This is a genomic window from Micromonospora sp. NPDC049048 (assembly GCF_043197615.1).
Classification (GTDB): domain Bacteria; phylum Actinomycetota; class Actinomycetes; order Mycobacteriales; family Micromonosporaceae; genus Micromonospora.
Map to the genome: position 1 here is coordinate 739470 of NZ_JBICTM010000001.1, position 24624 is coordinate 764093.

25 protein-coding genes are annotated in these 24624 nt (G+C 73.3%); 13 read left to right on the forward strand and 12 right to left on the reverse strand.

Going from position 1 to position 24624, the window contains the following annotated elements:
- Positions 1–193: 193 nt before the first annotated feature.
- The 3 genes from ACGFIG_RS03525 to ACGFIG_RS03535 all read left to right on the forward strand — a co-directional run bounded on the left by ACGFIG_RS03525 (position 194) and on the right by ACGFIG_RS03535 (position 2345).
- Positions 194–397: a cold-shock protein gene (locus tag ACGFIG_RS03525; RefSeq protein ID WP_067374184.1), complete on the forward strand. Its 204-nt coding sequence runs from the start codon at positions 194–196 to the stop codon at positions 395–397.
- 221 nt (positions 398–618) lie between these two features.
- Complete coding sequence (locus ACGFIG_RS03530) at positions 619–1983, forward strand: DEAD/DEAH box helicase (RefSeq protein ID WP_392998747.1); 1365 nt, start codon at positions 619–621, stop codon at positions 1981–1983.
- 173 nt (positions 1984–2156) lie between these two features.
- A complete protein-coding gene (locus ACGFIG_RS03535; RefSeq protein WP_392998749.1) occupies positions 2157–2345 on the forward strand; it encodes a hypothetical protein in 189 nt (62 codons plus the stop codon).
- Between the two features lie 112 nt (positions 2346–2457).
- Here the strand turns inward: ACGFIG_RS03535 and ACGFIG_RS03540 are convergent, their stop codons facing one another.
- From ACGFIG_RS03540 to ACGFIG_RS03555, 4 genes are read right to left on the reverse strand one after another with little or no spacing between them, the layout of a single operon-like run.
- Complete coding sequence (locus ACGFIG_RS03540; protein ID WP_392998751.1) at positions 2458–2904, reverse strand: RrF2 family transcriptional regulator; 447 nt, start codon at positions 2902–2904, stop codon at positions 2458–2460.
- A gap of 1 nt (position 2905) precedes the next feature.
- A complete protein-coding gene (locus ACGFIG_RS03545; protein WP_392998753.1) occupies positions 2906–3790 on the reverse strand; it encodes an ABC transporter permease in 885 nt (294 codons plus the stop codon).
- Positions 3780–4559 (reverse strand): ABC transporter ATP-binding protein, encoded by a 780-nt coding sequence (locus ACGFIG_RS03550; protein WP_392998755.1) that lies wholly within the window; start codon positions 4557–4559, stop codon positions 3780–3782. Before ACGFIG_RS03550 ends, ACGFIG_RS03545 begins: the two co-directional genes overlap by 11 nt.
- A complete protein-coding gene (locus ACGFIG_RS03555) occupies positions 4556–5620 on the reverse strand; it encodes an ABC transporter substrate-binding protein (protein WP_392998757.1) in 1065 nt (354 codons plus the stop codon). Before ACGFIG_RS03555 ends, ACGFIG_RS03550 begins: the two co-directional genes overlap by 4 nt.
- A 263-nt stretch (positions 5621–5883) precedes the next feature.
- On the opposite strand from ACGFIG_RS03555, the gene ACGFIG_RS03560 reads away from it, so the two are divergent.
- The 3 genes from ACGFIG_RS03560 to nudC all read left to right on the forward strand — a co-directional run bounded on the left by ACGFIG_RS03560 (position 5884) and on the right by nudC (position 9591).
- Positions 5884–7194 carry a M16 family metallopeptidase gene (locus ACGFIG_RS03560; RefSeq protein WP_392998759.1) on the forward strand — a complete coding sequence of 437 codons (1311 nt, stop codon included), beginning with the start codon at positions 5884–5886 and terminating at the stop codon, positions 7192–7194.
- A 115-nt stretch (positions 7195–7309) separates the two neighbouring features.
- Positions 7310–8656, forward strand: coding sequence for a M16 family metallopeptidase (locus ACGFIG_RS03565; RefSeq protein ID WP_392998761.1), 1347 nt, complete (start codon positions 7310–7312; stop codon positions 8654–8656).
- The gene (gene nudC / locus ACGFIG_RS03570) at positions 8653–9591 is read left to right on the forward strand and encodes an NAD(+) diphosphatase (protein ID WP_392998763.1); all 939 of its coding nucleotides are present in this window, start codon (positions 8653–8655) and stop codon (positions 9589–9591) included. Before ACGFIG_RS03565 ends, nudC begins: the two co-directional genes overlap by 4 nt.
- Positions 9592–9836: 245 nt before the next feature.
- On the opposite strand, the gene ACGFIG_RS03575 is transcribed toward nudC, so the two are convergent.
- The 3 genes from ACGFIG_RS03575 to ACGFIG_RS03585 form a co-directional block, all read right to left on the reverse strand.
- On the reverse strand, positions 9837–10112 hold the full coding sequence (locus tag ACGFIG_RS03575; protein WP_392998765.1) for a hypothetical protein: 276 nt from the start codon (positions 10110–10112) through the stop codon (positions 9837–9839).
- A 214-nt stretch (positions 10113–10326) separates the two neighbouring features.
- Positions 10327–10563 (reverse strand): DUF397 domain-containing protein, encoded by a 237-nt coding sequence (locus ACGFIG_RS03580; RefSeq protein WP_392998767.1) that lies wholly within the window; start codon positions 10561–10563, stop codon positions 10327–10329.
- A 73-nt stretch (positions 10564–10636) separates the two neighbouring features.
- Positions 10637–11617 carry a helix-turn-helix domain-containing protein gene (locus ACGFIG_RS03585; RefSeq protein ID WP_392998769.1) on the reverse strand — a complete coding sequence of 327 codons (981 nt, stop codon included), beginning with the start codon at positions 11615–11617 and terminating at the stop codon, positions 10637–10639.
- A gap of 45 nt (positions 11618–11662) precedes the next feature.
- Here ACGFIG_RS03585 and ACGFIG_RS03590 point away from each other — a divergent pair, with 45 nt between their 5' ends.
- Positions 11663–13150 (forward strand): MFS transporter, encoded by a 1488-nt coding sequence (locus ACGFIG_RS03590; protein WP_392998771.1) that lies wholly within the window; start codon positions 11663–11665, stop codon positions 13148–13150.
- Positions 13151–13244: 94 nt separating this feature from the next.
- Here ACGFIG_RS03590 and ACGFIG_RS03595 read toward each other — a convergent pair whose 3' ends face one another.
- Positions 13245–13487 (reverse strand): mycoredoxin, encoded by a 243-nt coding sequence (locus ACGFIG_RS03595; RefSeq protein WP_210832370.1) that lies wholly within the window; start codon positions 13485–13487, stop codon positions 13245–13247.
- Between the two features lie 93 nt (positions 13488–13580).
- Here ACGFIG_RS03595 and ACGFIG_RS03600 point away from each other — a divergent pair, with 93 nt between their 5' ends.
- From ACGFIG_RS03600 to ACGFIG_RS03610, 3 genes are all read left to right on the forward strand, one after another.
- Positions 13581–15743 (forward strand): ATP-dependent DNA helicase UvrD2, encoded by a 2163-nt coding sequence (locus ACGFIG_RS03600; RefSeq protein ID WP_392998773.1) that lies wholly within the window; start codon positions 13581–13583, stop codon positions 15741–15743.
- A 127-nt stretch (positions 15744–15870) separates the two neighbouring features.
- Positions 15871–16128: a hypothetical protein gene (locus tag ACGFIG_RS03605; RefSeq protein WP_392998775.1), complete on the forward strand. Its 258-nt coding sequence runs from the start codon at positions 15871–15873 to the stop codon at positions 16126–16128.
- Positions 16129–16256: 128 nt separating this feature from the next.
- Positions 16257–16622: a WhiB family transcriptional regulator gene (locus ACGFIG_RS03610; RefSeq protein ID WP_088998544.1), complete on the forward strand. Its 366-nt coding sequence runs from the start codon at positions 16257–16259 to the stop codon at positions 16620–16622.
- Between the two features lie 446 nt (positions 16623–17068).
- Here ACGFIG_RS03610 and ACGFIG_RS03615 read toward each other — a convergent pair whose 3' ends face one another.
- The 3 genes from ACGFIG_RS03615 to ACGFIG_RS03625 all read right to left on the reverse strand — a co-directional run bounded on the left by ACGFIG_RS03615 (position 17069) and on the right by ACGFIG_RS03625 (position 20043).
- Complete coding sequence (locus ACGFIG_RS03615; protein WP_392998777.1) at positions 17069–18436, reverse strand: ABC1 kinase family protein; 1368 nt, start codon at positions 18434–18436, stop codon at positions 17069–17071.
- 79 nt (positions 18437–18515) lie between these two features.
- Positions 18516–19568, reverse strand: a complete 1053-nt coding sequence (locus tag ACGFIG_RS03620; RefSeq protein WP_392998779.1) for a TOMM precursor leader peptide-binding protein — start codon at positions 19566–19568, stop codon at positions 18516–18518.
- Positions 19569–19875: 307 nt separating this feature from the next.
- A complete protein-coding gene (locus ACGFIG_RS03625; RefSeq protein WP_199714804.1) occupies positions 19876–20043 on the reverse strand; it encodes a DUF5679 domain-containing protein in 168 nt (55 codons plus the stop codon).
- A 548-nt stretch (positions 20044–20591) separates the two neighbouring features.
- Here ACGFIG_RS03625 and ACGFIG_RS03630 point away from each other — a divergent pair.
- Both ACGFIG_RS03630 and ACGFIG_RS03635 read left to right on the forward strand, forming a co-directional pair.
- Complete coding sequence (locus tag ACGFIG_RS03630) at positions 20592–21122, forward strand: M48 family metallopeptidase (RefSeq protein WP_392998781.1); 531 nt, start codon at positions 20592–20594, stop codon at positions 21120–21122.
- Positions 21123–21448: 326 nt separating this feature from the next.
- Positions 21449–22063 carry a hypothetical protein gene (locus ACGFIG_RS03635; RefSeq protein WP_392998783.1) on the forward strand — a complete coding sequence of 205 codons (615 nt, stop codon included), beginning with the start codon at positions 21449–21451 and terminating at the stop codon, positions 22061–22063.
- 122 nt (positions 22064–22185) lie between these two features.
- On the opposite strand, the gene ACGFIG_RS03640 is transcribed toward ACGFIG_RS03635, so the two are convergent.
- Entirely contained in the window at positions 22186–23490 is a 1305-nt protein-coding gene (locus ACGFIG_RS03640) for a zinc-dependent metalloprotease (protein WP_392998785.1), read from the reverse strand.
- Between the two features lie 113 nt (positions 23491–23603).
- Between ACGFIG_RS03640 and ACGFIG_RS03645 the strand changes: the two genes are divergently transcribed.
- Positions 23604–24617, forward strand: coding sequence for a PDZ domain-containing protein (locus ACGFIG_RS03645; protein WP_392998787.1), 1014 nt, complete (start codon positions 23604–23606; stop codon positions 24615–24617).
- Positions 24618–24624 lie beyond the last annotated feature (7 nt).

Below are 24624 nucleotides of genomic sequence, written 5' to 3' on the forward strand. Positions count from 1 at the left end.
GTTGCAGTTATGGTTCCCAGAGACTCTGTGTGCGCCTGGAGGATTGTGGCCCAGGCGCTCTTTGTTGTGTCCGGAGTTCTCCGGGCGGGGCGACCAGAAGCGACAAGCGAGCCAGGCAGTTCCGCGTGGCGCGCTCCTCTTCGAGCCCGTAACAAGTGCGGGTTCGACGTTCCGTCAAGGAGACGAAACAAAAATGGCTATTGGCACCGTCAAGTGGTTCAACGCTGACAAGGGCTTCGGCTTCATCACCCCGGACGGCGGCGGCGCCGACGTCTTCGCCCACTTCTCGGCGATCCAGACCTCCGGCTACCGGAGCCTGGACGAGAACCAGCGGGTCGAGTTCGAGGTGACCCAGGGCCAGAAGGGCCCGCAGGCGGAGAACATCCGCCCGCTCTGATCTCCGGATCTCCAGAAACACCCACCGCGCCCTCCGGGTGCGGTGACGGGACCGGTCCGCCGCGCCGTCGACCTGCGTGAGCAGGCGGCGAAACGGCGGCGGGCCGGGCCCCGTACCCCTTTCGGTTCGTGCTTGTGAGTCACCCGTGGCCTGGTCCGCCGGTGACAGCGCCGCCTCCGGCGCCCTCCCTCGACACGTGCCGCGTCGAGGAAGGCTTCCGCATGACCACCGTCGTACCCTCGTTCGCCCTCACCGGGCTGGCCCCGGCACTGCTCGCCGAGCTGACCGCCCAGGGCATCACCGAGCCGTTCCCGATCCAGTCGGCGACCCTGCCGGACTCGCTCGCCGGCCGGGACGTGCTCGGCCGTGGCCGTACCGGCTCCGGCAAGACGCTCGCCTTCGGGCTTCCCCTGCTGTCGCGCACCGCCGGCCGCCGGGCCCGCCCGGGCCGCCCGCTGGCCCTGGTGCTGGTGCCGACCCGCGAGCTGGCCCAGCAGGTCACCACGGCGCTCGCCCCGTACGCCCGGGCCGTCGGGCTGCGCTGCGCCACCGTCGTCGGCGGCCTGTCGTTGCAACGCCAGGCCGACGCCCTGCGTGCGGGTGCCGAGCTGGTCGTGGCGACCCCCGGCCGGCTGCACGACCTGATCAACCGTGGCGACGCCCGGCTGGACCAGGTGGGCATCACCGTCCTCGACGAGGCCGACCAGATGGCCGACATGGGCTTCCTGCCGCAGGTCACCAAGTTGCTGGAGCAGGTCGCCCCGAACGGGCAGCGGATGCTCTTCTCGGCCACCCTCGACGGTGGCGTGGACCGGCTGGTGCGCCGCTTCCTCAGCGACCCGGTCTCGCACTCGGTCGACCCGGGTACCGCCACGGTGACCGCGATGACCCACCACGTGCTGCACGTCGACGCGGCGGACAAGCCGACCGCGCTGACCTGGATCGCCGCCCGGGAGGGTCGCACCATCCTGTTCATGGGCACCAAGCACCGCGCCGACCGGCTCGCCCGTCAGTTGCTGGCCAAGGGGGTACGCGCGGCGGCACTGCACGGCGGGAAGTCGCAGCCGCAGCGCACCCGGATCCTGGAGCAGTTCCGCACCGGGCAGGTGACGGCGCTGGTCGCCACGGATGTGGCGGCCCGGGGAATCCACGTCGACGGGCTGGACATGGTGGTCAACGTGGACCCGCCCACCGAGGCGAAGGACTACCTGCACCGTGGTGGGCGTACCGCCCGGGCGGGGGAGTCGGGCACGGTGGTCACCCTGGTCCTGCCGGAGCAGCGTCGGGACGTGTCCCGGCTGATGTCGACCGCCGGCATCCGTCCCGAGTCCGTCCAGGTGCGTCCCGGCGACGAGGCCCTGACCCGGGTGACCGGCGCCCGGGAGCCGTCCGGCGTGCCGGTGACGATCACGCCCCCGCCGCAGGCCACCACTGCCAAGCCCGCGGGCGGCCGGTCGGCCGGTCGCGCCGGTGAGGGCGGCCGTACCACTGAGGGCGGCCGGGCGGGTGAGGGCGGTCGGGCTCCGCACCGCGCCTCGGGGCGGCCCCGTCGCTCCCGCCGTCCCCGGGCCCCGCACGCCTCCTGACCGACGTCCTTCCCGCTCCTCCCACCGGCTCCGGGCACCTCGTGCCCGGAGCCGGCTGAGTCTTGAATCAGCACATGTTGCGTCCGATCGGCGGCTGTTTCCGACGCCCCGGGTGGTGAAGGCTGAGTGCGGGGGAAGATCCGGGCGGAAGCGTCCGGCGGGGAGGGGTGACGATGGTGGGGGACGCCGGCTCGGGTGCCGTGCGGGAGTTGTTGCTGGTGCTCGCGGTGGCGCTGGCTGGGCTGTTGCTCGCGGTGGTCGCGGTGTTCACGCCGTGGCACGCCGCCCCGGACGGGGCCGCGCCCGCCGCTCCCGTCGAGCTGCGCAGCCCGACGGAGCAGCCGGCCGCCACCGCAGGCTGACCAGCCGAACACTCCTGCGGCGCCCGGCCGAGGACGACGGCGTCGCGACCGGCAAGGGGGATGGCCGGCCGCGACGCCGTCGCTCGGGGCGGTGCTTGAGGAGGACCGAAGGTCAGCGGGCGCGCGTCTCCCCGGCGCCGGCCGGCCGGGGCTGCGCCCCCAGCAGGTCGGCGAGGCTGGTCCGGTCGACCACCAGCGCGATCGCGCCGTGCACGGCCAGCCAGACGTCCCGCAGGCCGGTCGCCACGCCCGCGTAGCCGGCGCTCTCGGCCGGCAGGCCGCGGACGGTCGTCAGGGAACCGCCGACCGCGCGCAGCACGTCCCCGACGCTGATCTCCGCGGCGGGGCGGGCCAGGGCGTAGCCGCCCTCCGTGCCCCGGTGGCTCACCAACAGCCCGGCCCGTCGCAGGTCGACCAGGATGCCCTGGAGAAAGCTCAGCGGGATGTCCTGGGCGTCGGCCAGCGCTCCCGCCTTGACCAGCCCGCCGCCGCCGGGAGCCGAGGCGGCGACGGCGAGCATGGCCCGGAGCGCGTAGTCGCTGCGCGCGGAGACGTACACGTCACTGACCCGCCTGGTCCAGCACGCCCCAGCGACGCCGGATCGCCTTGTCCGCCGCCCCGAACGCGGCGTCGACCACCAGGCCGAGCACCAGGATCACGATCATCGTGGAGATGAGCCAGGGCGAGTCGGAGAGTTCCCGCGAGTAGGTCAGTTGCGCGCCCAGCGACGTCTGCGAGATGCCGACCACGATCAGCTCGCCGGCCATCAGGCTGCGCCAGGAGAACGCCCAACCCTGCTTGAGGCCGGCCACGATGGCCGGCAGCGCGGCGGGCGCGATGACGTACCGGTACAGGTTCAGTCCCCGGGCGCCGAGGTTGCGGCCCGCCCGCAGCAGCAGCGGCGGCACGTAGTCCACGCCGGCGATGACGCCGTTGGCGATGGACGGTGCGGCGCCGAGCACCACCACGAAGAAGATCGCCTTCTCGCTCAGCTCGAACAGCAGGATCGCCAGCGGGAACCAGGCGATCGACGGCATGGTCTGCAACGCGGTGATCATCGAGCCGATCGCGGCCCGCAGGATCCGCGACCGGGCCACCGCGAGGCCGAGCAGCAGGCCGACGGCGACCGAGAAGAGGTAGCCGACGGCCGCCCGGCGCAGGGTGGTGACCAGCCCGTCCCAGAGCTGTACGCCGCTGATCTGCCGGAGCAGTTCCTTGCCCACGGCCGCCGGACCGGGCAGCGAGTACTCGGGCTTCCAACCGGTCCAGACCACGATCTGCCAGGCGGCGAGGGCGAGGGCGAGGGCGGCCAGCTTCGGCCAGGTCGCCGCCCAGAGCCGGCTGGCCCGGGTACCGCTCTCCTCCCGGCCGGCCAGCTCCAGGGCGTCCAGCCCGGAGATCTCCGCGTCGGTACGCGGGGCGGTGGCGAGGGTGTCACCGGCCATGGCGGCCCACCTCCGTACGCAGGCGGTCGGTGACCTCGGCGGCGATCGCGGCGACCTCGGGGGAGTCGATGCGGCGCGGCCGGGGCACGTCGACCGGGGTGGACCAGATGATCCGGCCGGGCCGGCTGGAGAGCAGGATGATCCGGTCGGCGAGCCGGGCCGCCTCGCGGACGTTGTGCGTCACGAAGAGCACGGTGAGCCGCCGCTCGGTCCAGATCCGTTCCAGCTCGTCGTGCAGGATGTCGCGGGTCATCGCGTCGAGCGCGCCGAACGGCTCGTCCATCAGCAGCACCGGCGTGTCCAGGGCGAGGGTGCGGGCCAGCGCCACCCGCTGGCGCATGCCGCCGGACAGCTCGTGCGGGCGCTTGCGGCCGAAGTCGGCCAGGTGCACCGCGCCGAGCAGTTCGGCCACCCGGTCCCGCCGCGCCGCGCGGGGCAGCCCGCGCAGCTTCAGCGGCACCTCGACGTTGCCCTCGACGGTCAGCCAGGGGAAGAGGGCGGGCTCCTGGAACATCAGCCCCGGGTCGACGCCCTCGTCGAGGGCGATCCGCCCGCCGCTGGGCCGGTCGAGGCCGGCGACCAGGTTGAGCAGGGTGCTCTTGCCGCAGCCGGACGCGCCGACCAGGCAGACGAACTCGCCCGGCGCGACGTCGAGGGAGACCCCGTCGAGGGCGACGACGGCGTTCGCTCCGCGCCCGTACACCTTGGTGACGCCGTGCAGCGCGACCGAGCCGGTCGCGCTGCGTGGCGTCGTCGTGGTCGACGTCATGGTTGGGCGACCTCTGTCTTGCCCTGGGCCTTGAGCACCTCGTTGAGGTGGGTCAGGTCGTAGAGGCCGTCGAGGCTGACCGGCTGGGTCAGCTCTACCGCGACGGCGTGGTCGAGCCCGGTCTTCAGCGACGAGGCGATCGGGTCGTTGGTGAACTCCAGCGTCGGCCACGCCTGCTTGATGAGCTTCAGGTCGAGCGGCTTGCCGCTGATCTTTCCGATGTGGTCGGAGATGGCCTGGTGCGTCTCGTCGGGCCTGGTGTTGACGAACTCGTTGGCCGCCACCTGGCCCTCGACGAGCTTCTTGACCACGTCCGGGTGTTCCTTGAGGAACTTGGTGCTGACGATCAGGTTGGTGATCACGAACTTCCGGTCCGGCCAGAGGTCGCGCTCGTCGACGAGCACCTTGCCGCCCGCGTTGACCAGCCGGGACACGAACGGCTCGGGCACCCAGGCGCCGTCGATGGCCCCGCTGTTGAACGTCTCCACGGTCTGGGCGTTCTCCTGCGGGACGATCTTGACGTCGCCGCCGCCCTCCTTGGTCGTCGTGAGGCCCTTCTCCTTGAGCCAGTAGCGGATGGCCACGTCCTGGGTGTTGCCCAGCTGCGGGGTCGCGATCTTCTTGCCCCGGAGCTGCTCCACCGAGGTGATCTCCGGCTTGACCACGAGCGCGACGCCGCCGGAGGCCGCGCCGGAGATGACCCGGACGGCCTCGCCCTTGGACTTGGAGAAGGCGTTCACGGTGGGGTTCGGGCCGATGTACGTGGCGTCGAGCGCGCCGGAGAAGATCGCCTCGATGGCGGCGGGGCCGGCGTTGAAGGTCTTCGTCTCCAGCTTGACGTCGCTGCCGAGCTTCTCGGCGAAGATGCCCTTCTCCACGCCGACCACCGCCGGCGCGTGGGTGATGTTGGGGAAGTAGCCCAGCCGTAGCGTGGTCGGGCCGGAGCCGCCGCCCGCGCTCTCGCTGTCGTCGCCGCAGGCGGCGGCCGTGCCCAGGGTCGCCGCGCCGACGACGGCGAGGGTGGCCAGGGAGACCAACCGACGCAAGGGGAGCCGTCTCATCGTCCATCCAATCCGCAGTATTCCTACTTAGTTGGTAGGAAGACTGGGGCAGGCGGTGAACTCGCGTCAAGGGGCATCCGCATGGCGGGATTCGTGTCCCAAAAAAGTCGGCAATCTCTACTGGTTGGATGGGTTTCGCGGCACCTGTTCCCGGGACGGCACCGGAGCGCCAGGGAGGGCGGCCGAGCCGCCCCGGGCACCGCTCGGGACACCTGGCGAAAGGTCACCTGTGGCGGGGGTGCCGACGCGCTAGGGTCGATCCCGTGGCGGCCCGGAGATCGAGAATTCCAACGACGAGATACCCGGTCGAGCGGTTCACCCTCGACAACGGCCTGCGGGTGGTCCTGACCCCGGACCGCAGCGCCCCGGTGATCGGGGTGGCGGTCGTCTACGACGTCGGCATCCGCTCCGAACCCGAGGGGCGCACCGGCTTCGCCCACCTCTTCGAGCACCTCATGTTCCAGGGCTCGGAGAACCTGGAGAAGCTGGCGCACTTCCGGCACGTGCAGGGGGCGGGCGGCACCTTCAACGGCTCCACCCACCTGGACTACACCGACTACTTCGAGGTCCTGCCGAGCAACGCCCTGGAGCGGGCGCTGTTCCTGGAGGCCGACCGGATGCGCGCGCCGAGCCTGACCGAGGAGAACCTGCGCAACCAGGTCGACGTGGTCAAGGAGGAGATCCGGGTCAACGTGCTCAACCGCCCGTACGGCGGCTTTCCCTGGCTGACCCTGCCGCCCGTGCTGTTCGACACCTTCCCGAACGCGCACGACGGCTACGGCTCCTTCGTCGACCTGGAGTCGGCCACCGTCACGGACGCCGCGGACTTCTTCCGCCGCTACTACGCGAGCGGCAACGCGGTGCTGGCGATCGGCGGCGACATCGACGTCGCCGAGGCGACCACGCTGATCGAGCGGCACTTCGGCGACGTGCCGGCCCGCCCCGCCCCGCAACGGCCCGACTTCGCCGAGCCCGACCTGACCGAGGAACGGCGCGCCTCGTACACGGACAAGCTGGCCCCGTTGCCGGCGGTGGCCGGCGCCTGGCGGGTCCCCGACCCGATCACCGACTTCGCCGCCTACCTGCCGTACGTCGTGCTGGCGGAGGTGCTCACCGACGGCGACGCGTCCCGGCTGGTCGAGCGGCTCGTCCAGCGGGACCGGGCGGTCACCGGCCTCGGCGGCTACGTCGGCTTCATGGGCGACCCGTTCGACGTGCGGGACCCGACGGCGCTGCTGCTCGAGGCGCACCTGCCGCCCGGCGGGAACGTGGACAAGGTGCTGCGCACCATCGACGAGGAGTTGGACCGGCTGGCCGCCGACGGCCTGGCCGAGGGGGAACTGGCCCGCACCCAGGCCCGGATGGCGACCCACCTGCTGCGCGGCACCGACGCGGTGCTCGGCCGGGCGTTGCAGATGGCCGTGCTGGAGCAGCAGCGGGGCGAACCGGGGCTGCTCAACGACCTGCCCCGGCTCGTCGGCGAGGTCACCGACGAGCAGGTCCGCGCCGCCGCGGCCACCCTGCGACCCGAGCGCCGGGCGTCCATCGAGGTCGTTCCGGGAGGTGCCGGGTGAGCGCGAGGAGTGAGCCGGTTTTGCGAGCCCCGCAGTCGCGAACGGTGGGTGGTTCGGTGAGCGCGAGGAGTGAGCCGGTTTGGCGAGCCCCGCAGTCGCGAACGAAGGAGGGCCGGTGACGACGGCAACCGCACAGGCCGCGCCGCGGGAGCTGCCGCCGCTCGGCCCGAACCGCAGGCTCAAGCTGCCGAAGCAGGCCGAGCGCACGCTGGGCAACGGGCTCACCGTGATCGTCGTACGCCGGCCGGCGGTGCCGCTGGTGGAGGTGCGGCTGTGGATGCCGTTCGGCCGCGCCCACCTCGCCCGGGGCGCGATGCTCGCGCAGACCCTGCTCTCCGGCACGCGGACCATGTCCGGCGTGCGGATCGCGGCCGAGTTGCAGCGGGTCGGCGGCGGGCTCTCCGCAGGGATCGACCCGGACCGGCTGATGCTCTCCGGCGCCGCGCTGGTCACCGGGCTGGACCGGATGCTGGAGATCCTCGCCGAGGTGCTGACCGACGCCAGCTACCCCAACGACGACGTCGCCACGGAGCGCGACCGGCTGGTCGACCGGATCCAGGTGGCGCGGAGCCAACCGGCGCACCTGGCCCGCACCGCACTGCTGCGGCGGATCTACGGCACGCACCCGTACGCGGTGCAGACCCCCGAACCGGAGGCGGTCCGGGCGGTCCGGCCGGGAGTGCTGCGGACCCTGCACGCCCAGCGCGTCCACCCCGCCGACGCGGTGCTGGTGCTGGTCGGCGACGTGCAGCCGGATCGGGCGCTGGACGCGGCCGAGAAGGCTCTGTCGGGATGGAACGGCGCGGGGCACACCGCCGACCTGCCGCCCGCCCCGCCGCTGGAGCCCGGGCCGCTGCTGCTGGTCGACCGCCCGGGATCGGTGCAGTCCTCGCTGCGGATGGCGCTGCCGGCGGTGCCGCGTACCCACCCCGACCACGCCGCGCTGCAACTGGCCAACCTGATCTTCGGCGGCTACTTCTCCTCCCGCTGGGTGGAGAACATCCGCGAGGACAAGGGCTACACGTACGGCGGGCACTCCGTCGTCGAGCACTCGGTGGCCGGGTCGGTACTGGTCGCCGCCGTCGACGTGGCCACCGAGGTCACCGGGCCGGCGCTGCTGGAGACGACGTACGAACTCGGTCGGCTGGCCACTCTCGCGCCCCGCGAGGACGAGCTGGAGCAGGCCCGTCAGTACGCCCTCGGCACCCTCCAGCTGGGGATCTCCACCCAGGCCGGGCTCGCCTCGCTGACCAGTGCGTACGCCGGCAGCGGGCTGCGGCTGGACTTCCTCGCCGAGCACGCCGCACGGCTGGCCGGGGCGACCGTGGCGGAGGTGGCGGAGGCGGCGGCCCGCTACCTCGCCCCGGCCCGCGCCGCCACCGTGGTGCTGGGCGACGCCGAACGGATCGCCCCGCAGTTGGCGGCGCTGTCCCCGGTCACCACCGAGCCGGCACGACCGTGAACGGGGAGGTCGCGCCGCCGCTGGCCCGTTCCACCCTGGACCGGGCGGCGCACCGGCGTACCGACCCGGCGTGGTTGGCGCAGGCGTGGAGCCAGGCCCGGGTGCTGGTGCTCGACTCCGGCGACGGCGGCCGGACGCTGGTGCGTACCGAGGCGTCGCCGCCGACGCTGGTGCTGCTCGACCCGGCCGGGCTGCCGGAGCCGGCGGCACCGATGTTCCTCGGCGTCGAGCCGGACGGGGTGCCGGTCTTCGCCGTGGACGCCCCGCTGCCGGCGGTGCCGGGGGCCCGGGCGGCACACCTGCGCGAGGTCGGGCACCTGCTGGGCGACCGCGACGCCGGGCTGTTCACCACCGCGCTGGCGCTGCTCAACTGGCACCTGCGGCACCGCTACTCGTCGGCCACCGGGCACCCGACGGAGGTGGACGAGGCCGGCTGGTCCCGGGTGGACCCGGCCGGGGATCGCCTCTGGCCGCGTACCGATCCGGCGATGATCGTGCTGGTGCACGACGGCGTCCCCGGTCTGGACGGGCGCTGCCTGCTCGGCAACAACGCCACGTGGCCGCACACCGATGGCGAGCGGCGGTTCTCCTGCCTGGCCGGCTTCGTCGAACCGGGGGAGTCGGCCGAGGCGGCGGTGCTGCGCGAGGTCCGCGAGGAGGTCGGCGTCCCGATCGAGGGCATCTCGTACGCGGGCAGCCAGGCCTGGCCGTTCCCCGGCTCGCTGATGCTCGGGTTCCTCGCCACCGCGGATCCGGAGCACCCGGTGCAGGTGGACCCGACGGAGATCGCGTACGCCCGGTGGTTCTCCCGCAGGGAGATCGGTGCGGCCCTGGCGGGACGGCCGGTGCAGGTCGGCGGCGCCCGGCTGGTGCTGCCGCCGCCGTCGTCGATCGCGCTCTTCCTCATCCACCGCTGGCTCGACGGGCACTGCTGAGCCGGTCCCGCCGGCGAGCCCGATGGACCGTGGCGGGTCCGGCGTGGAGCGCCGGATGATCGGCGGCGGGGTCCGGTGGCCGTGCGCGCGGGTGTCCCGCCGGGCCGGGAGGTCGTGCGGTCCCGGCCCGTGGCCGCCGTTGCCGCGACGGTCACGGACCGGGAACACGGGCCGTCGTGGCCGGCTGGGGCAAGGAGCACGGCGGGGGAGCCGGTCCGACCACGACGGACGTCTTGGGGTACGGGTCAGCTGCCGCGGTCGTCGGGTGCGGCAACCGAGCCGCAGCCCGGCTCGTCGAGCGGGAGGACCTTGACCCGTTGCTTCCCGGAGCGGACGGCGCCGACGGTGGCGAGGGCCCGGGCCAGCAGCAGCGCGGCGTCGCGCTCCTCGGCGTGCACGATCTGTCGGCGCGGCTCGGGCGCGGTGGTCTCGTCACGCAGACGGCCGCCGCACGCCCAGGCGGCGGCGATGTCCACGTCGGCGGCGGCGCGGATGTCGGTGCGAACGATCAGGAACCGCATGCGGGTCTCCGGATGAGTCGCGACGGTGGGGAACGGGTGGAAGTTCCACGTCACTCTGTCGTCATGTTACGCCGCACGGCAGTCTCATCAAGTGAAACGCGACGATTGGTTCGGAGCCTCATCCGATCATCGGATGCCTGGTCGGCGGGGTGGAACGGCGCAGACGCGACGGGGCCGCCGGCACACTGCCGGCGGCCCCGCGACGCGCGACGGATCAGTTCAGATCGAACTGTCCGGTCTTCGCGCCGGCGATGAAGCCCAGCCAGCCCGCCCGGTTGAACAGCAGCACCGGACCGCTCTGGTCCTTGCTGTCCCGCAGGGCCACCGCGGCCGGCCCGGTCCTCAGTGGTGCGACCTCCACGCAGTTCGAGGTCTGGCTGCGCGTGCTCTTACGCCACGGGGCGTCCGCGAGCTGGTCGATCACGGACGGCATGTTGCGGATCTCGTTCATCGTGCCACTCCTGAGGTGAACTGCTCCGATGGAACGAGTGGCGCCGCACGGCCCGACGGTGGTCCCCCCGTGCTCACCGATCCGTCAGGCGCCCGGAGTGCCGGCGGCGTTGGGTCGGCGCCGTTGCCGACCCGTACGCCACCGTGGGCGCGGTCGCCGTGCCGGGCAGCCGTCCCGTCGCTTCGATCAGCCAGGAGAGGGTTTCCGACTCGGAGAGTGCCGCCATGCATAGCCACTCAAACACCACTTTATAGCGGTTTAGGGTGTTTGTATCGGTTGACATGACGTCGGTGAACCCCCCTTCGATCGCCAGCGTCTCCGGATCGAGCGGATCCGCGAACCGGTAGACCGAGAACGCGGTCGGCGGCAGGTACCAGTTGCCGATCTGCGTGTCGCGCGGCAGCACGTGCAGCGTGACGTTCGGCAGCATCGCCAGCTCGCAGAGCTGGACGAGCTGCTCCCGCAACACCTCCGGGGGCCCGGCCCGGCAGCCGAGCGCCGCCTCCTCCAGCACCGCCGTGTAGCGGGGCGGGTCGCCCGTGCGGGTGAGCAGCGACTGGCGGGCCAGCCGGGCCTGCACCTCGGTGCCGATGTCCTCCCCGGCCTCCGGCTCGCCGGCCTCGTCGCCGACCTGCCGGGCCGAGGCGATCCGCACCGACGCGTAGCCCGGCGTCTGGAGCAGGCCCGGCACCAGGACGGGGTTGTACTCCGAGATCTCCGCACAGCCCGCCTCCAGCTCGGCGAAGCTGCGCTGCTGCTGGGTCATCACCGGGTAGTTCCGCAGCCAGCCGCGGATGTCACCGGCCTCCCGCGTGATGCCCAGGAGTTCCTGGCGCACCGCCTCGTCGGCGCCGTAGAGATCCAGCAGCACACGGACGTCGTCCGGGTCCGGGCGGCTGCGGCCGTTCTCCAGACGGGACAACTTGGACGCGGACGCCCAGCCGATCCGCTCGATGACCTGATCTCCCGTGAGACCCGCGGCCTCGCGCAACCGGCGCAGTTCGGTGCCCAGCCTGCGACGGCGCAGGATCGGGCTCGGTGAGGCAGGAGGCACGACGTCCTCTTTCCCGTGGACCGCCGCAGACGCGACGGTAACTGTATGAAATTCGCCCCCCACGGTCAGTATGGACGGCGCGCCTCCCGCCGGAGGTCCCGGTGGGGGGCGTGTCTCGCAGAAAAGAGGACCGTGAAGGGACGCGGCGTCCGGTACGGCGCCGTCGGCCCACCCACGCCAGACCCCGCCCGCGCCACACCCCGATCGCGCCACGCCGCGCACCACCCCCGTCGGAGGGACCCCATGCGCACCGTCCTGCGCCGCCCGGATTTCCGCCTGCTCTTCGGCGGCCTGCTCGCCAGCATGGCCGCCGAATCGATCCTGCTGCTGGCCCTCGCCATCTGGGTGAAGGACCTGACCGGGTCGGACGGGCTGGCCGGCGCCACCATCTTCGCGGTCATCGCCCCGATGACCCTGGCCCCGCTGGTGGGGTGGATCGTCGACCGCTATCCCCGCCGCCCGTTCTTCGTGGCGGCGAACCTGGTGACGGCCGTACTGCTCACCCCGCTCCTCGCGGTGCGCGACCGGACCGACGTGTGGGTCATCTACGTGGTGGCGGCCCTGTACGGCCTGTCGTACATCACCCTCAGCGCGGTGCTCAGCGGCCTGATCCGCCAGATCGTGCCGGTGGACCTGCTGGCCGAGGCGAACGGCGTGCTCCAGACCGTGCGCCAGGGGCTGCGCCTGATCGGCCCGCTGGCCGGCGCCGGGCTCTACGCCGCCGTCGGCGGCTGGGTGCTGGCGGTCATCGGGATGGTCGGCTTCCTGTCGGCGGCCGTCGTCGTGGGCCTGCTCCGCACGACCGAGACGCCGCCGACCGGACCCGCCCTGCGCTGGCCGGCCGAGGTGGGCGCGGGGCTGCGGCACCTGGCCGGGGAACCGGCGCTGCGCCGGGCACTGCTCGGCTACGGGCTGGGGTCGCTGGCCATGGGCTTCAGCGAGTCGCTGATCTTCGCGTACGTCGATCAGGGGCTCCGCCGCGACGCCGCGTTCGTCGGCGTGCTGGTCACCGTGCAGGGCATCGGTGGGCTGGTCGGCGGGCTGCTCTCGCCGGCCGTCGTGCGTCGCGCCGGGGAGGTGGGCACGCTCGCCGCCGGGGTGGCGTTCTTCGGGCCGGCCTCGCTGGCCCTGGTCCACCCGAACCTCTGGCTCGGCTTCGTCGCGGTGCTGCTGGCCGGGGTGTCGCTACCGCTGACGATGGTCGGGCTGCACACGTTGATCCAGCGGCGTACCCCGTCGGCCCTGCTCGGCCGGGTCGCCGCCGCGTCGGAGGCCGTGGTCAGCGGCCCGCAGGCACTCTCCATCGGCGCGGGGGCGCTGCTCGTCGGGGTGCTGGACTACCGCGTCCTGTTCGCCCTGATCGGGGTGGCCACCCTGCTCGCCGGCGGCTACCTCTGGCACGGCCGCACGCTCAGCCCGCCGCCGCCCGTGCGGATCCCCGCCCCCCGCCGGCCCACCGCCGGGCCCGCCTCTGCCGGCCGGCCTGCCGCCGGGGGCCAGGAGGTGGTCCGCACCACACCGCCGCGGCGGTGAGCCGCCGGCCTCCGTCGTCGCCGGGACCACCCGGCGGTACGCGACGAGCGGCCGGCCCGGGTGGGCGGCCGCTCGTCGTCCGTGGTGCGTCGGGTCAGGCGTCGATCGTGGCCAGGTGCTGCTTGACCTGGACGATCGAGGGGTTGGTCAGGGCGCTGCCGTCGGCGAAACGCAGCGTCGGGACCGTCTGGTTGCCGCCGTTGACGCTCATCACGAACTCCGCGGCCTTCGGGTCCTGCTCGATGTCGACCACCTCGTAGCCGATGCCCTCCCGGTCGAGCTGCGACTTCAGCCGGTGGCAGTAGCCGCACCAGGGGGTGGAATACATCGTCAGCATGGTTCAGGTCCTCCAACGGTCCGCCCGGCGGCTTGCCGGTCAAGCCCAGGCTAATCGCTGCAACGTCCGGCGGAGCTGAGACAATTCCTCGCTGTGGCGGTTCACTCGGCATCCGAACGTGTGCTCGTCGGGCTCGACCCGGAGCAGCGGTCGGCGGTGACCGCCCCCGCCGGCCCGGTCTGCGTCCTTGCCGGCGCCGGCACCGGCAAGACCCGCGCGGTCACCTCCCGGATCGCCCACCGGGCGCTCTCCGGGGAGATCTCCGCCCGGCACGTGCTCGCGGTGACCTTCACGGCCCGCGCCGCCGCCGAGATGCGGGCCCGGCTCACCGCGCTCGGGGTGGGCGGCGTGCAGGCGCGGACGTTCCACGCCGCCGCGTTGCGCCAGGTGCGCTACTTCGCGCCCCGCCTGCTGGAGGGGCGGGCCATGCCCGAGCTGCTGGACAGCAAGGTCCGGCTGGTCACCCTCGCCGCGGCCAAGGCCGGTCTGCGTACCGACCGGGCGGCCGCCCGGGACCTGGCCGGCGAGATCGAGTGGGCCAAGTCGTCGCTCGTGGAGCCGGGGGAGTACGTCGTCGCGGCGGCCAAGGCGATGCGCGACACCCCGCACGAGCCGGCCCGCGTCGCCGAGGTCTTCGCGGCGTACGAGCGGCTCAAGCGGTCGAACGGGGTGATCGACTTCGAGGACATGCTGCGCGCGGCGGTCTGGGGCATCGAGGAGCACCGGGACGTCGCCGAGCAGGTCCGCGCCCAGTACCGGCACTTCGTCGTCGACGAGTACCAGGACGTCAACCCCCTCCAGCAGCGGCTGCTGGACGCCTGGCTGGGCGGGCGGGACGACCTGACCGTGGTCGGCGACGCCAGCCAGACGATCTACTCGTTCACGGGGGCCACCTCGTCCTACCTGGTCGACTTCCCGCGCCGCTACCGGGGCGCGACGGTGGTCCGCCTGGTCCGCGACTACCGCTCCACCCCGCAGGTCGTCGGGCTGGCCAACGCGGTGATCTCCCAGGCGCGGGGCGCCGAGGCGCGGCTGCGCCTGGAGCTGGTCGGTCAGCGCCCGCCCGGCCCCGAACCGGAGCTGCGGATCTTCACCGACGAGCCGGCCGAGGCCAACGCCGTGGCCGCCCGCTGCCGGGCGCTGGTCGACGCCGGCACCCCGGCGCGGGAGATCGCCGTGCTGTTCCGGACCAACGCGCAGTCCGAGGCGTACGAGAAGGCGCTGACCGAGGCGCAGGTGCCGTACGTGGTGCAGGGGGCGGAACGGTTCTTCGAACGCGCCGAGGTCCGGCAGGCGATGGTCGGCCTGCGCGCCGCCACCCGCTCGATCCCCGGGGAGACCCCGCTGCCCCTCGCCGTGGTGGAGGCACTCGCCGCGGTCGGCTGGGCCCCCGACGCGGCCCCCGCCGGTGGCGCCGCCCGCGAGCGGTGGGAGGCGCTCGCCGCGCTGGTGCAACTCGCCGAGGAGTACGCGGCCACCCCGCAGGTCGTGCCGATCGGGCCGGCCGCCTCGGTCGAGCGCCCGGTCACCCTGGCCGACTTCAACGACGAGCTGGCCCGCCGGGCCGCCGCGCAGCACGTGCCGACCGTCGACGGGGTGACCCTGGCCTCGCTGCACTCCGCCAAGGGCCTGGAGTGGGACGCCGTCTTCCTGGTCGGCCTCTCCGAGGGCACCCTGCCCACCACGTACGCCAAGACCGCGGAACAGGTCGAGGAGGAGCGCCGGCTGCTCTACGTCGGCGTCACCCGGGCGCGGGAGTGGCTCTGGCTGTCGTACGCCTCGGCCCGGTCCCCGGGCGGGCGGGCCCGGCGGCCCTCGCGCTTTCTGCCGCAGCTCGACCGCTCCGGCGGGACCGAGCGGGCCGGGGCCTCGTCGGCGGCGCGGCGGCCGGAGCGTCGCCGGACCCAGATCGTCTCCTGCCGGATCTGCGGCGCCACCCTGCTCGCCGGGCCGGACCGCAAGCTCGGTCGCTGCCCCACCTGCCCCTCCGACATCGACGAGGAGCTGCACGAACGGCTGCGCGAGTGGCGCCAGCGGGTGGCCGGTGGGCAGCGGGTACCGGCCTATGTGGTCTTCACCGACGCCACCCTGGTCGCGCTCGCGGAGCGGCGCCCCGGCCGGGCGGAGGAGCTGATCGCGATCGCCGGCATCGGGCCCCGGAAACTCGGCCTGTACGGGGAGGCGGTGCTGGCGCTGGTGGCGGGCGCGGCGGTCGACGAGATCTGCCCGGAGAAAACTTTCGAAATCTCGCCGTAAATTCGTTTGCCCTCGCCCCGTGACGAGGAATAGCCTCATGGCACACCTCGCGAGCGGCGCCATTCTGGCTGCTCACGAGGGGTAGAGACCGTATCGGCACGAGTGAACGTCAGAGGAGGTGGCACCGATGGAGATCGTCTACAACTGCGAGCGTCCGGCGGCGCTGCCCGCTGCCGTCGCTCCACTGTCGGCTGTCCCGGTGGCCCTCGCCGCTGCGCGACCGTCGGTTTCCCAGGTGCAGCAGGTCGAGGCTCAGGCCGAGCTGATCCTTGCCGCCGCACCGAACGGGACCCGGGGGACCAGTGGCTTCACGGGCAAGGACGTCGATGCTGTCAAGCGTCACATGGACGTCCGCGGAGTTCCACCTCGAGGTAGACGCGTCTGATCTTCAGACACCGGCTCACCTCGAGGCCGCGGAACCCGCTACCGGGATCCGCGGCCTCAGTTTTTTGCCCGCCAAGTATGTCGGAAACGCGATCCACGAGATCGAAGTGAGAGAGAGGTGACCGGGCGATGAGTCTGGCGTTGGCCCCGCTCGACGTGAGCGTCGAGGTGGAGGCGAACCTGCCCTGCCGGAAGTTCGACCCCGACCTGTGGTTCTCCGACTCGCCCGCCGAGCTCGAGCTGGCCAAGTCGCTCTGCGGGGACTGCCCGCTGCGCGTCGAGTGCCTGGCCGGGGCGGTGGAGCGGGCCGAGCCCTGGGGCGTCTGGGGCGGCGAGATCTTCGAGCGTGGCGCGGTCGTCCCGCGCAAGCGGCCCCGTGGCCGTCCGCGCAAGGAGGACCTCGCCCGCGACGCGGCGCTCCGGGTCGAGGCCGAGGCGCGACTGGCGGCCAGTGGGCTGTCCGAGTCGCGTACGACGGTCCGGCTGGCGGCCTGACATGCACCCGATCCAACCCACCCATGCCGGTGTCACGCCGGCGACGAGAGAGCTGACCACGATGCTGAACGTTCTTGACGGAGTCGCCGAGATGCAACTACTTCACGAAGCGTTGTCCCGGGCTCGAATGCGCCGGCCTCAGGCCGGTCGTACCACCACGAGCACTGAGGCAACCCTTTCCGCCCGTACCGTCGCGATGAACAGCCGTACCCAGGCTGCGCGCGAGCTGGGCGTTCTCTAGTACCCACCGAGAGCCGAGGGGCGGTGACCGAGACCCGGTCACCGCCCCTCGGCGCGTTCGCGCCCTTTCCCGCGCCCGATTCGTGCCCGCTCCGCAGCCGGCCGGCCGTTCCGCCAGGCGGCTCGGCGGTCGCGCCCGGCTCCGCCGGCCCGGGTTGTCGGTCTGCCGTCTCGCCGGGCCTGCCGTGCTGCCGTGCGGCCTACGGTCAGCCGCCGGCCGAGGGCTGGCCGGCCGACGGGGCGAAGCCGGGCAGCCAGCGCTCCAGGACGCCCCGGTAGGGCGCCTTCGCCTCCAGCTGGCAGAGCACACCGATCGAGCCGAGCGTCACCCGGTGGATGAGCAGGTACGACGGCGGCAGGTTGAGCTGCCGGCTCAACTGGTACGCGGGGGAGCGGGGACTGGCCAGCCGGGTCGCCTCCGTGCGCAGCCAGGCCCGGGTGAACCGGAACTCGTCGGCGGCGATCGGCTCCAGCATCGGACGCAGGAAGTCGAGCACCGCCTCGGCGTCGATCTCCTCGGTGGAACCGATGAAGCCCTCCGCGCGCAGGCCCGCGACCACCTCGGCGGCGTCGCCCCGCAGCGCCAGCGCGGCGATGCGACCGATCGGCTCGGGCGTACCCTCCGGCATCCGGGCCACCGCGCCGAAGTCGATCACGCCCAGCCGACCGTCCGCCAGCAGCCGGAAGTTGCCCGGATGCGGGTCGGCGTGCAGCAGCCCGGCCCGCTGCGGTGCGGACAGGTGCAGGATGGCCATCAGCCGGCCGGCCTCGTCGCGCTGCTCCTCCGTGCCCTCCCGGATGATCTCCGCGAGCGGGGTGCCCTCGACCCACTCGGTGACCAGGACCCGGGGCGAGGCCGAGACCACCGCCGGGATGAAGATCTCCGGATCGTCCGCGTACGCGGCGGCGAAGGCCCGCTGCGACTCGGCCTCCAGCTCGTAGTCCAGCTCCTCGGTGATGCGTTCCCGCAGCTCGACCAGGAGCGGCTTGACGTCCAGCCCGGGTTGGATCGCCCGGAACATCCCACCGAGCCGGGAGAGCTGCTTGAGATCGGCGAGGAGGGCGTCACCGGCGCCCGGGTACTGGATCTTGACGGCGACGTCGCGGGTGTTCGGCGCGCCGGAGGGACCGTAGCCCGGCTCCCGCCACACCGCCCGGTGCACCTGGCCGATGCTGGCCGCGGCGGCGGGGGTGTCGTCAAACTCCACGAACCGGTCCCGCCAGTCCGGCCCGAGCTGCTCGGCGAGCACCTTGTGCACGCTGGCCACCGGCAGCGGCGGCGCGGCCTCCTGGAGCTTGGTCAGGGCCTGCCGGTAGGGGGCGGCGATCTCCTCGGGCAGGGCGGCCTCGAAGACCGACAGCGCCTGGCCGAACTTCATCGCACCGCCCTTGAGCTGCCCCAACACGCTGAAGAGCTGCTCGGCGGTGCGTTGCTGGATCTCGGCGGAGATCACGTCGGAGGCGAGCCCGGTGACGCGCTTACCCATGCCGAGGACGGTCCGACCGGCGAAGCCGAGCGGCAGAGCGGCGAGCTTGGCGGTCCGGGACACGGCCCGGCGCGGGATGTCGGTCACCCGGCCATTGTTACCGACTCCGGGGGCCCGCGGCTGCTCTGCCGCCGGGCTGGCTGCCCATCCCCGCACCAGGGGGCCCTCATCGCCGCCGCCGGGAGCATCCGCAGGAGGGGTGCGGCGGCCACGTCCTGCGGCGGAACCGCCCCGCCCCGGCGATCTCCACGGCGCAACCCAGGGTCTCCGGGACGCCCCCGTCGAGCTGGGCCAGCGCCTCGGCCGTCGCGTACGCCACGGCCGCCAGGAGGGTCGCCGTGGCGCACGCCTGCTCGCCGGCGCCCGTGGCGAGCTGGGCGGCGAGCGCCGGCCAGTCCGGGTCGCGGTCGGCCCGGTGCAGGTCGAGGCAGTGCAGGCAGGGGCCGGTGGGCGGGCGGACGAGCGGGCCGACCACGGGCACGCCCTCCCGCAGGCCGAGCAGCAGGTGGGGCTGACGGCGCTGGGCGTGACCGGCGGCGAGCAGGGCGGCGGGTCGCTCCGTACCGAGCTGGACGACCAGGTCGACCCGGCCCCGCCGTGGGACACCCGTGCCCGTGCCGGGGGCGGCCCGCTCGACGGCGTCGCGTACCGCCCGGGCGAGCGGACGGCCGAGCGCGGCGGCCGGGATGCCGGTGCCGACCAGATCCGCCGGTCGCACCGGGCCGGTGAGGTCCGGGTGCACGTGCCCGACCCCGGCCTGGGCCAGCGCGAGGGCGACGGGGGCGCCGAGGCGGCCGGTGCCGCTGACCACCACCCGGGCGGCCAGCCGCCGGCGCAGCACCTGGGCGGGCGTGCCGGGCAGTCGCGCGGCGGCCAGGGCGAGCGCCTCGGCCTCGGCCGTGAGCCGGGCCCGGGGCTCGCCGGCCAGGTCCCTCGGCAGCAGGGTGTGCGCGGGTACGACCAGACCCGCGGCCCGCAGTGCGTCGAGCAGGGTACGGGCCTCGTCGGGCGCCACCTCGGCGGCCACGGCCTGCGCCAGGACCAGCCGTTCGCTCCGGGTGCCGTCGAGCAGGTCGAGCAGGCGGGCGGCCCGGGGATCGGCGATCTCCAGCAGTACGGCGCGGCCGGGCTCGACGCCGAGCTGCAGGGTGTGGCGGTTCCGCCAGAGCCGGGTGAGGCCCGGCAGCAGGGTGGGGCGGGGCGACGTGGCAGGACGCATGACACGAATCGTGACCGTGTCCGTGCTCACCGTCGTTCGTTGTCCACAGGTGGGCGGTGCCCTGTCCAGGGTTGTCCACAGAAAATCGCGGGATATCCACAACCAGCCGGTAACCATGTCGGCGAGCCGACAGTGGGTGGCCGGACGCGCCGGGGTGAGCGGTCGGGCACGCCGGTCGGCGGATGGGCCGGGGTGCCGGTCGGCGAGAGCGCAGGGGTGGGCCGGGTGGCCGAGGCGACGCCGGACCGGGCGCGTACATGTCGGAGGGGGCGGCCGGCGGCCGCCCCCTCCGACGCATCCGTACGGGTCAGACCTTCGCCTTGCCCAGGATGCGGTTCACTGTTGTCCCGCAAACCGGACACTTGCCCTTGGCCATGTTCATCCCGGTCTTCGAGACCTCGACGCGACCCTCGAAGTCCCGCTTCTCCTTGCACTTGACGCAGTAACCGTTGTAGCTCTGGGCCTGGTCGGCCACGGTGCCCTCCTCGTCTCGTCCGCCGGCCGATGCCGTCCCGGCGGGGTTCCCGGCGGCGGGCCACTCGGGCACCGGCGCTGGGTCGTTCTCCCGCGGCCACGCTCGTGACCGCTGGTGCGCGGACCCTACCCAGGTCTGGGCGGTTCCATGTCAGCTGTGCTTCGTCACTGTGAGCAAGTCGACGTCGAGAGTGTGCATGGCGAATTACGTCGGATAAGTCAGTTTCGCGGGGACACGCCGACCGAATCCGGTCAGATGCCCCGTGCGGGGACCCCGAGCTGCGGACGCTTCGGAGATCATCTACGGTGTGGGTGCGTCCAGCGGACGCGACGCCCCGCCCCTCGGTGCGGCCCCGTCGCCCCCGCCGGCGGTCGCCACGAAGGGTGACGGCGGCGAATCGCAGGGCCCCGGCAAAGAATTTTTTCGGGACTCCTGCCGACCAATCACCATTTTCCGGGCGGGTGTCGGGGTGTTGACCCTTGCGGACCCCTGGTCAGTACGCATTAGCTTTCCATCGTGACAGGAATCCGAGGCTGCGCGGCCCGCTGATGGCAGGGGCGCGGAAGCCGGTCGTCGAAGTACGGCGCAGCCAGCGTCGGCGACGCACGGTGTCCGCCTACCGCGACGGTGAGCGGGTCGTCGTCCTCATTCCCGACCAGTTCTCCCGGGCCGAGGAGAGCGAGTGGGTCGACCGGATGCTCGCCCGGCTCGCCGCCCGGGAGGGGCGTCTCGCCCGCTCCGACGCCGAGTTGCTCGCCCGGGCCACCCGCCTGATCAGGCTCCACCTCGCCGAGTACGGCGCAGAGGCCGTGCCGGCGAGCGTCCGCTGGGTCACCAACCAGAACGGCCGCTGGGGCTCCTGCACCCCGGCCGACGGCACGATCCGCATCTCGCACCGCGTCCAGGACATGCCCGACTGGGTGATCGACTACGTGCTCATGCACGAACTCGCGCACCTCATCGTGCCCAGCCACAACGCCCGGTTCTGGGCGCTCGTCGCGCGCTACCCGAAGTCCGAGCGGGCGCGCGGCTACCTGGAGGGCGTCGCGGCGGCCTCCGGCACTCCGCTGGCTGACTGACTGCCTCGTAGTGGTCACCTCCGCCCGGAGCGCGTTCGTCAAGAGACGGCTGCGGCCTGACAGCCGCGATCCCATGCGTCGGTCACCTGCGCCAGCGAGATCCTGGTAGGAAACGGCCCCTCAAAGGGCCTGTTCTTACCAAGATCTCGACGCTGCCTTCCGCCGCCGCTTACTGCGTCTCCCGTCGGCCGCTCATCGGGTCTCCCGTCGGATAGGCCGCCAGGTCTCCTGTCGGCTGCCCGCCAGGTTTTCCGTTCGCTGCCCGCCAGGTCTCCTGTCGGCTGCCCGCTACCTGTCCCGTCGGCCTCCGGGTCTAGGGTCGTGGGGTGGCCCGACGTGTGGTGGTGGCGTTGCTCGGACCGGTGGACTGGGCGCCGCCCGGCATCGACCCGGCGCACTGGCGGGCGGCGCTCGCCGAGGACGTGGTCGACCTGCTCGCCACGCTCAACGAGGTGGAGACGGCCGTCGCGGTCACCCCGGCGGACCGGCAGTTGGCCGACGCGGTCGTCTGGCCGGACACCACCGTGTACGAGGTACCGGAGGCGACGCCGAACGCCGTCTTCGCCGCTCTCGCCGACGCCGGCTACGACCAGGCGGCCGTGATCGCCGGCGACGCGCCGGACGTGCCGGGCCTGACCATCGGCAAGCTGCTGCGACCGCTCACCACCCGGCCGGTCGCAGTCGCCCCGGTCGAGGGCGGTGGGCCGGGGCTGCTCGGGGTGGCCACGCGGCTGCCCGTACCGGCGTGGCTGCCGGCGCTGGACCTGGACACCGCGCGTCCCGCGGCCGTGCGCGCGGTGGCGCCGCGACCCGGCGACCTGGCGGTCACCCCTGCCTGGCGGCGCATGCGCGGGCCGGACGACCTGGCCTTCCTCGACCCGGCGGTGGAGGGCTGGGAGACCACCCGCGCACTGCTCTCCGGCACGGCACAGCCCCGCTGACCGGCACCGCCCTCGCCGACGTGGGCCGCCGACCTGGGACGTCGGTCAGGGCCGCCGACGTGGGCCGCCGGTCAGGGCCGCCCGGCTCCGGGGAGTCGGGCGGCGTCCGTCGTCGGGGCGGGTCAGGGGCGGGAGTCGCCGTCCTCGGTGCCGTCGTCCGGGCGCTTCTGCTCCGGCTCGCCCGGGGCCTTCTCCTCCGGGCCGCCCGGCGCGCTGAAGTCGAAGTTCTCCAGATCGCCGAGGTCCCACTCGGACATCGCGAAGGCCACCGGGTCGGCGAAGTCGTCGTCGGAGGGGAGCAGGTCGGGGTGACCCCACAGGGCGTCCCGGCCGGAGATGCCCCGGTGTTCGGTGAGCGCCGCCCAGAGCGCCGCCGCCTCGCGTAGCCGGCGCGGGCGCAGCTCCAGGCCGACCAGCGCCGCGAAGGTCTGCTCGGCGGGACCGCCGGCTGCCCGGCGGCGGCGGAACGCCTCGCCGAGGCTCACCACGTTGGGCAGCCGGCCGCTCGCGGCGCTGTCCACCACGTGGCACACCCAGCCCTCGACCAGCGCGAGGGCGGTCTCCAGCCGGGCCAGGGAGGCCTTCTGCGCCGGGCTGTCCTCCGGCGTGAAGATGCCCTCCAGGGCGATCGCCTGCATCGACTCCGGGTCGGTCGGGTCGACCCGGCCCATCGCCTCCTCGATCGCCTCCCGGTTGACCCGGATGCCGGCGGCGTACATCTCCACGGCGTTGAGCACGTGCCCGCGCAGCCACGGCACGTGCTGGAAGAGCCGCTGGTGGGCCGCCTCGCGCAGGGCCACGTAGAGGCGTACCTCGTCCTCGGGCAGCTCCAGGCCCTCGCCGTACGCCCGGATGTTGGCCGGGATCAGCGCGGCCGTGCCGGCCGGGCCGAGCGGCAGCCCGATGTCGCCGGCGGAGAGCACCTCCGCGGCGAGCGAGCCGAGCGCCTGACCGAGCTGGCCGCCGAAGAGCGCGCCACCGAGGGTGGCGACCATCGACTGCATCGGGCCGAGCTGGGCGCGCGCCTCCGGCGGCACCAGGTCACCCATGGCGCCGACCATCCGGCTGGCCACCGGGTCGCAGAGCTTGCGCCAGACGTCGAGCGTCTTGTAGATCCACTCGTTGCGGTTCCAGGCCAGCGAGGTCTGGATGCCCGACGGCAGGGCGGAGGCCGGCTCCAGCCACAGGTCGGCGAGCCGCAGCGCCTCCTCGACCGCGTTGCGCTCGAAGGGCGACACCGCCGGGTCGCCCGAGGCGGCGAGCTGGCTGGCGGCCACCTGGCGGGCCAGGTCCCAGTTGACCGGACCGCTGCCCGACGCGGAGAGCAGGTGCTGCAACTGCGACATGAACTGCTGCATCTGCGCGGGATCGTTGGGGTCTGGTGGTTGCCCACCCGGGAGCGCGAAACCGAACGGAATATCAGGCACGACGTCTACGGTACGCGCGCCGCGCCCCAGGTAGCCGCCGCTGGCGTTGCGCTGAGGGCGAAGTCGCGATTCACCCGCCGGCGGCCCGGATCCCGGTCGGTACGCTCTGCCGCATGAGACGTCGCGGCGTGACCGTCCTGCTCGGTGCTCTGCTCACCGCTCTGCTCAGCATCGGCGTGCTCGGCGCGCCCATCCCGTACGTGGTGCTCGGCCCGGGGCCGACCGTCAACACGCTGGGCAAGGAGAACGGCAAGGAGGTCATCCAGGTCACCGGCCGGGAGACGTCCACCTCCGCCGGCCAGCTTCGGCTGACCACGGTCGGGGTGCAGCCCTCGGTCAAGCTGCGCTCGGCGATCCAGGGCTGGTTCTCCGACGACGAGGCGGTGGTGCCCCGCGAACTGGTGTACCCGCCCGGGGAGAGCCGCAAGCAGGTCGAGGAGCGCAACGCGGAGGACTTCCGCGTCTCGCAGACCAGCGCGGAGACCGCGGCGCTGCGGGAACTGGGCTTCCCGGTGCAGGTGGTCGTCAAGACCGTGGCCGCCGACGGACCGGCGGCCGGCGTACTCAAGCCCGGCGACGTGCTGACCTCCGTCGACGGGGAGCCCGTGCCGCTGGCCGCCCGCCTCACGGAGCTGATCCGGGCGAAGCCGGCCGGTACCGCGCTGGAGATCGGCTACACCCGTGGCGGGGCCGCCGCGACGGCGAAGGTCACCAGCCGGGAGCAGGACGGCCGGCCCCGCATCGGCGTGGAGATCGAGCAGCAGCAGCCCCACCCGTTCACCCTCAACATCGATCTTGAGGACATCGGCGGGCCGAGCGCCGGCCTGATGTTCGCCCTCGGCATCATCGACAAGCTCACGCCGGAGGACCTGACCGGCGGGAAGATCATCGCGGGCACCGGCACGATCGACGACTCCGGGCGGGTCGGCCCCATCGGCGGCATCGCCCAGAAGCTGGTGGGCGCGAAGGACGCCGGAGCGGTGGCGTTCCTGGTGCCGGCGGACAACTGCGCCGAGGCCGTACGCAACCCGCAGCCGGGCCTGCCGTTGCTGAAGGTCGGCTCGCTGGACGAGGCGTTGACCGCGCTGGAGACCCTGCGCGCCGGGGGCCAGCCCGCCCGCTGCTGACCACCGA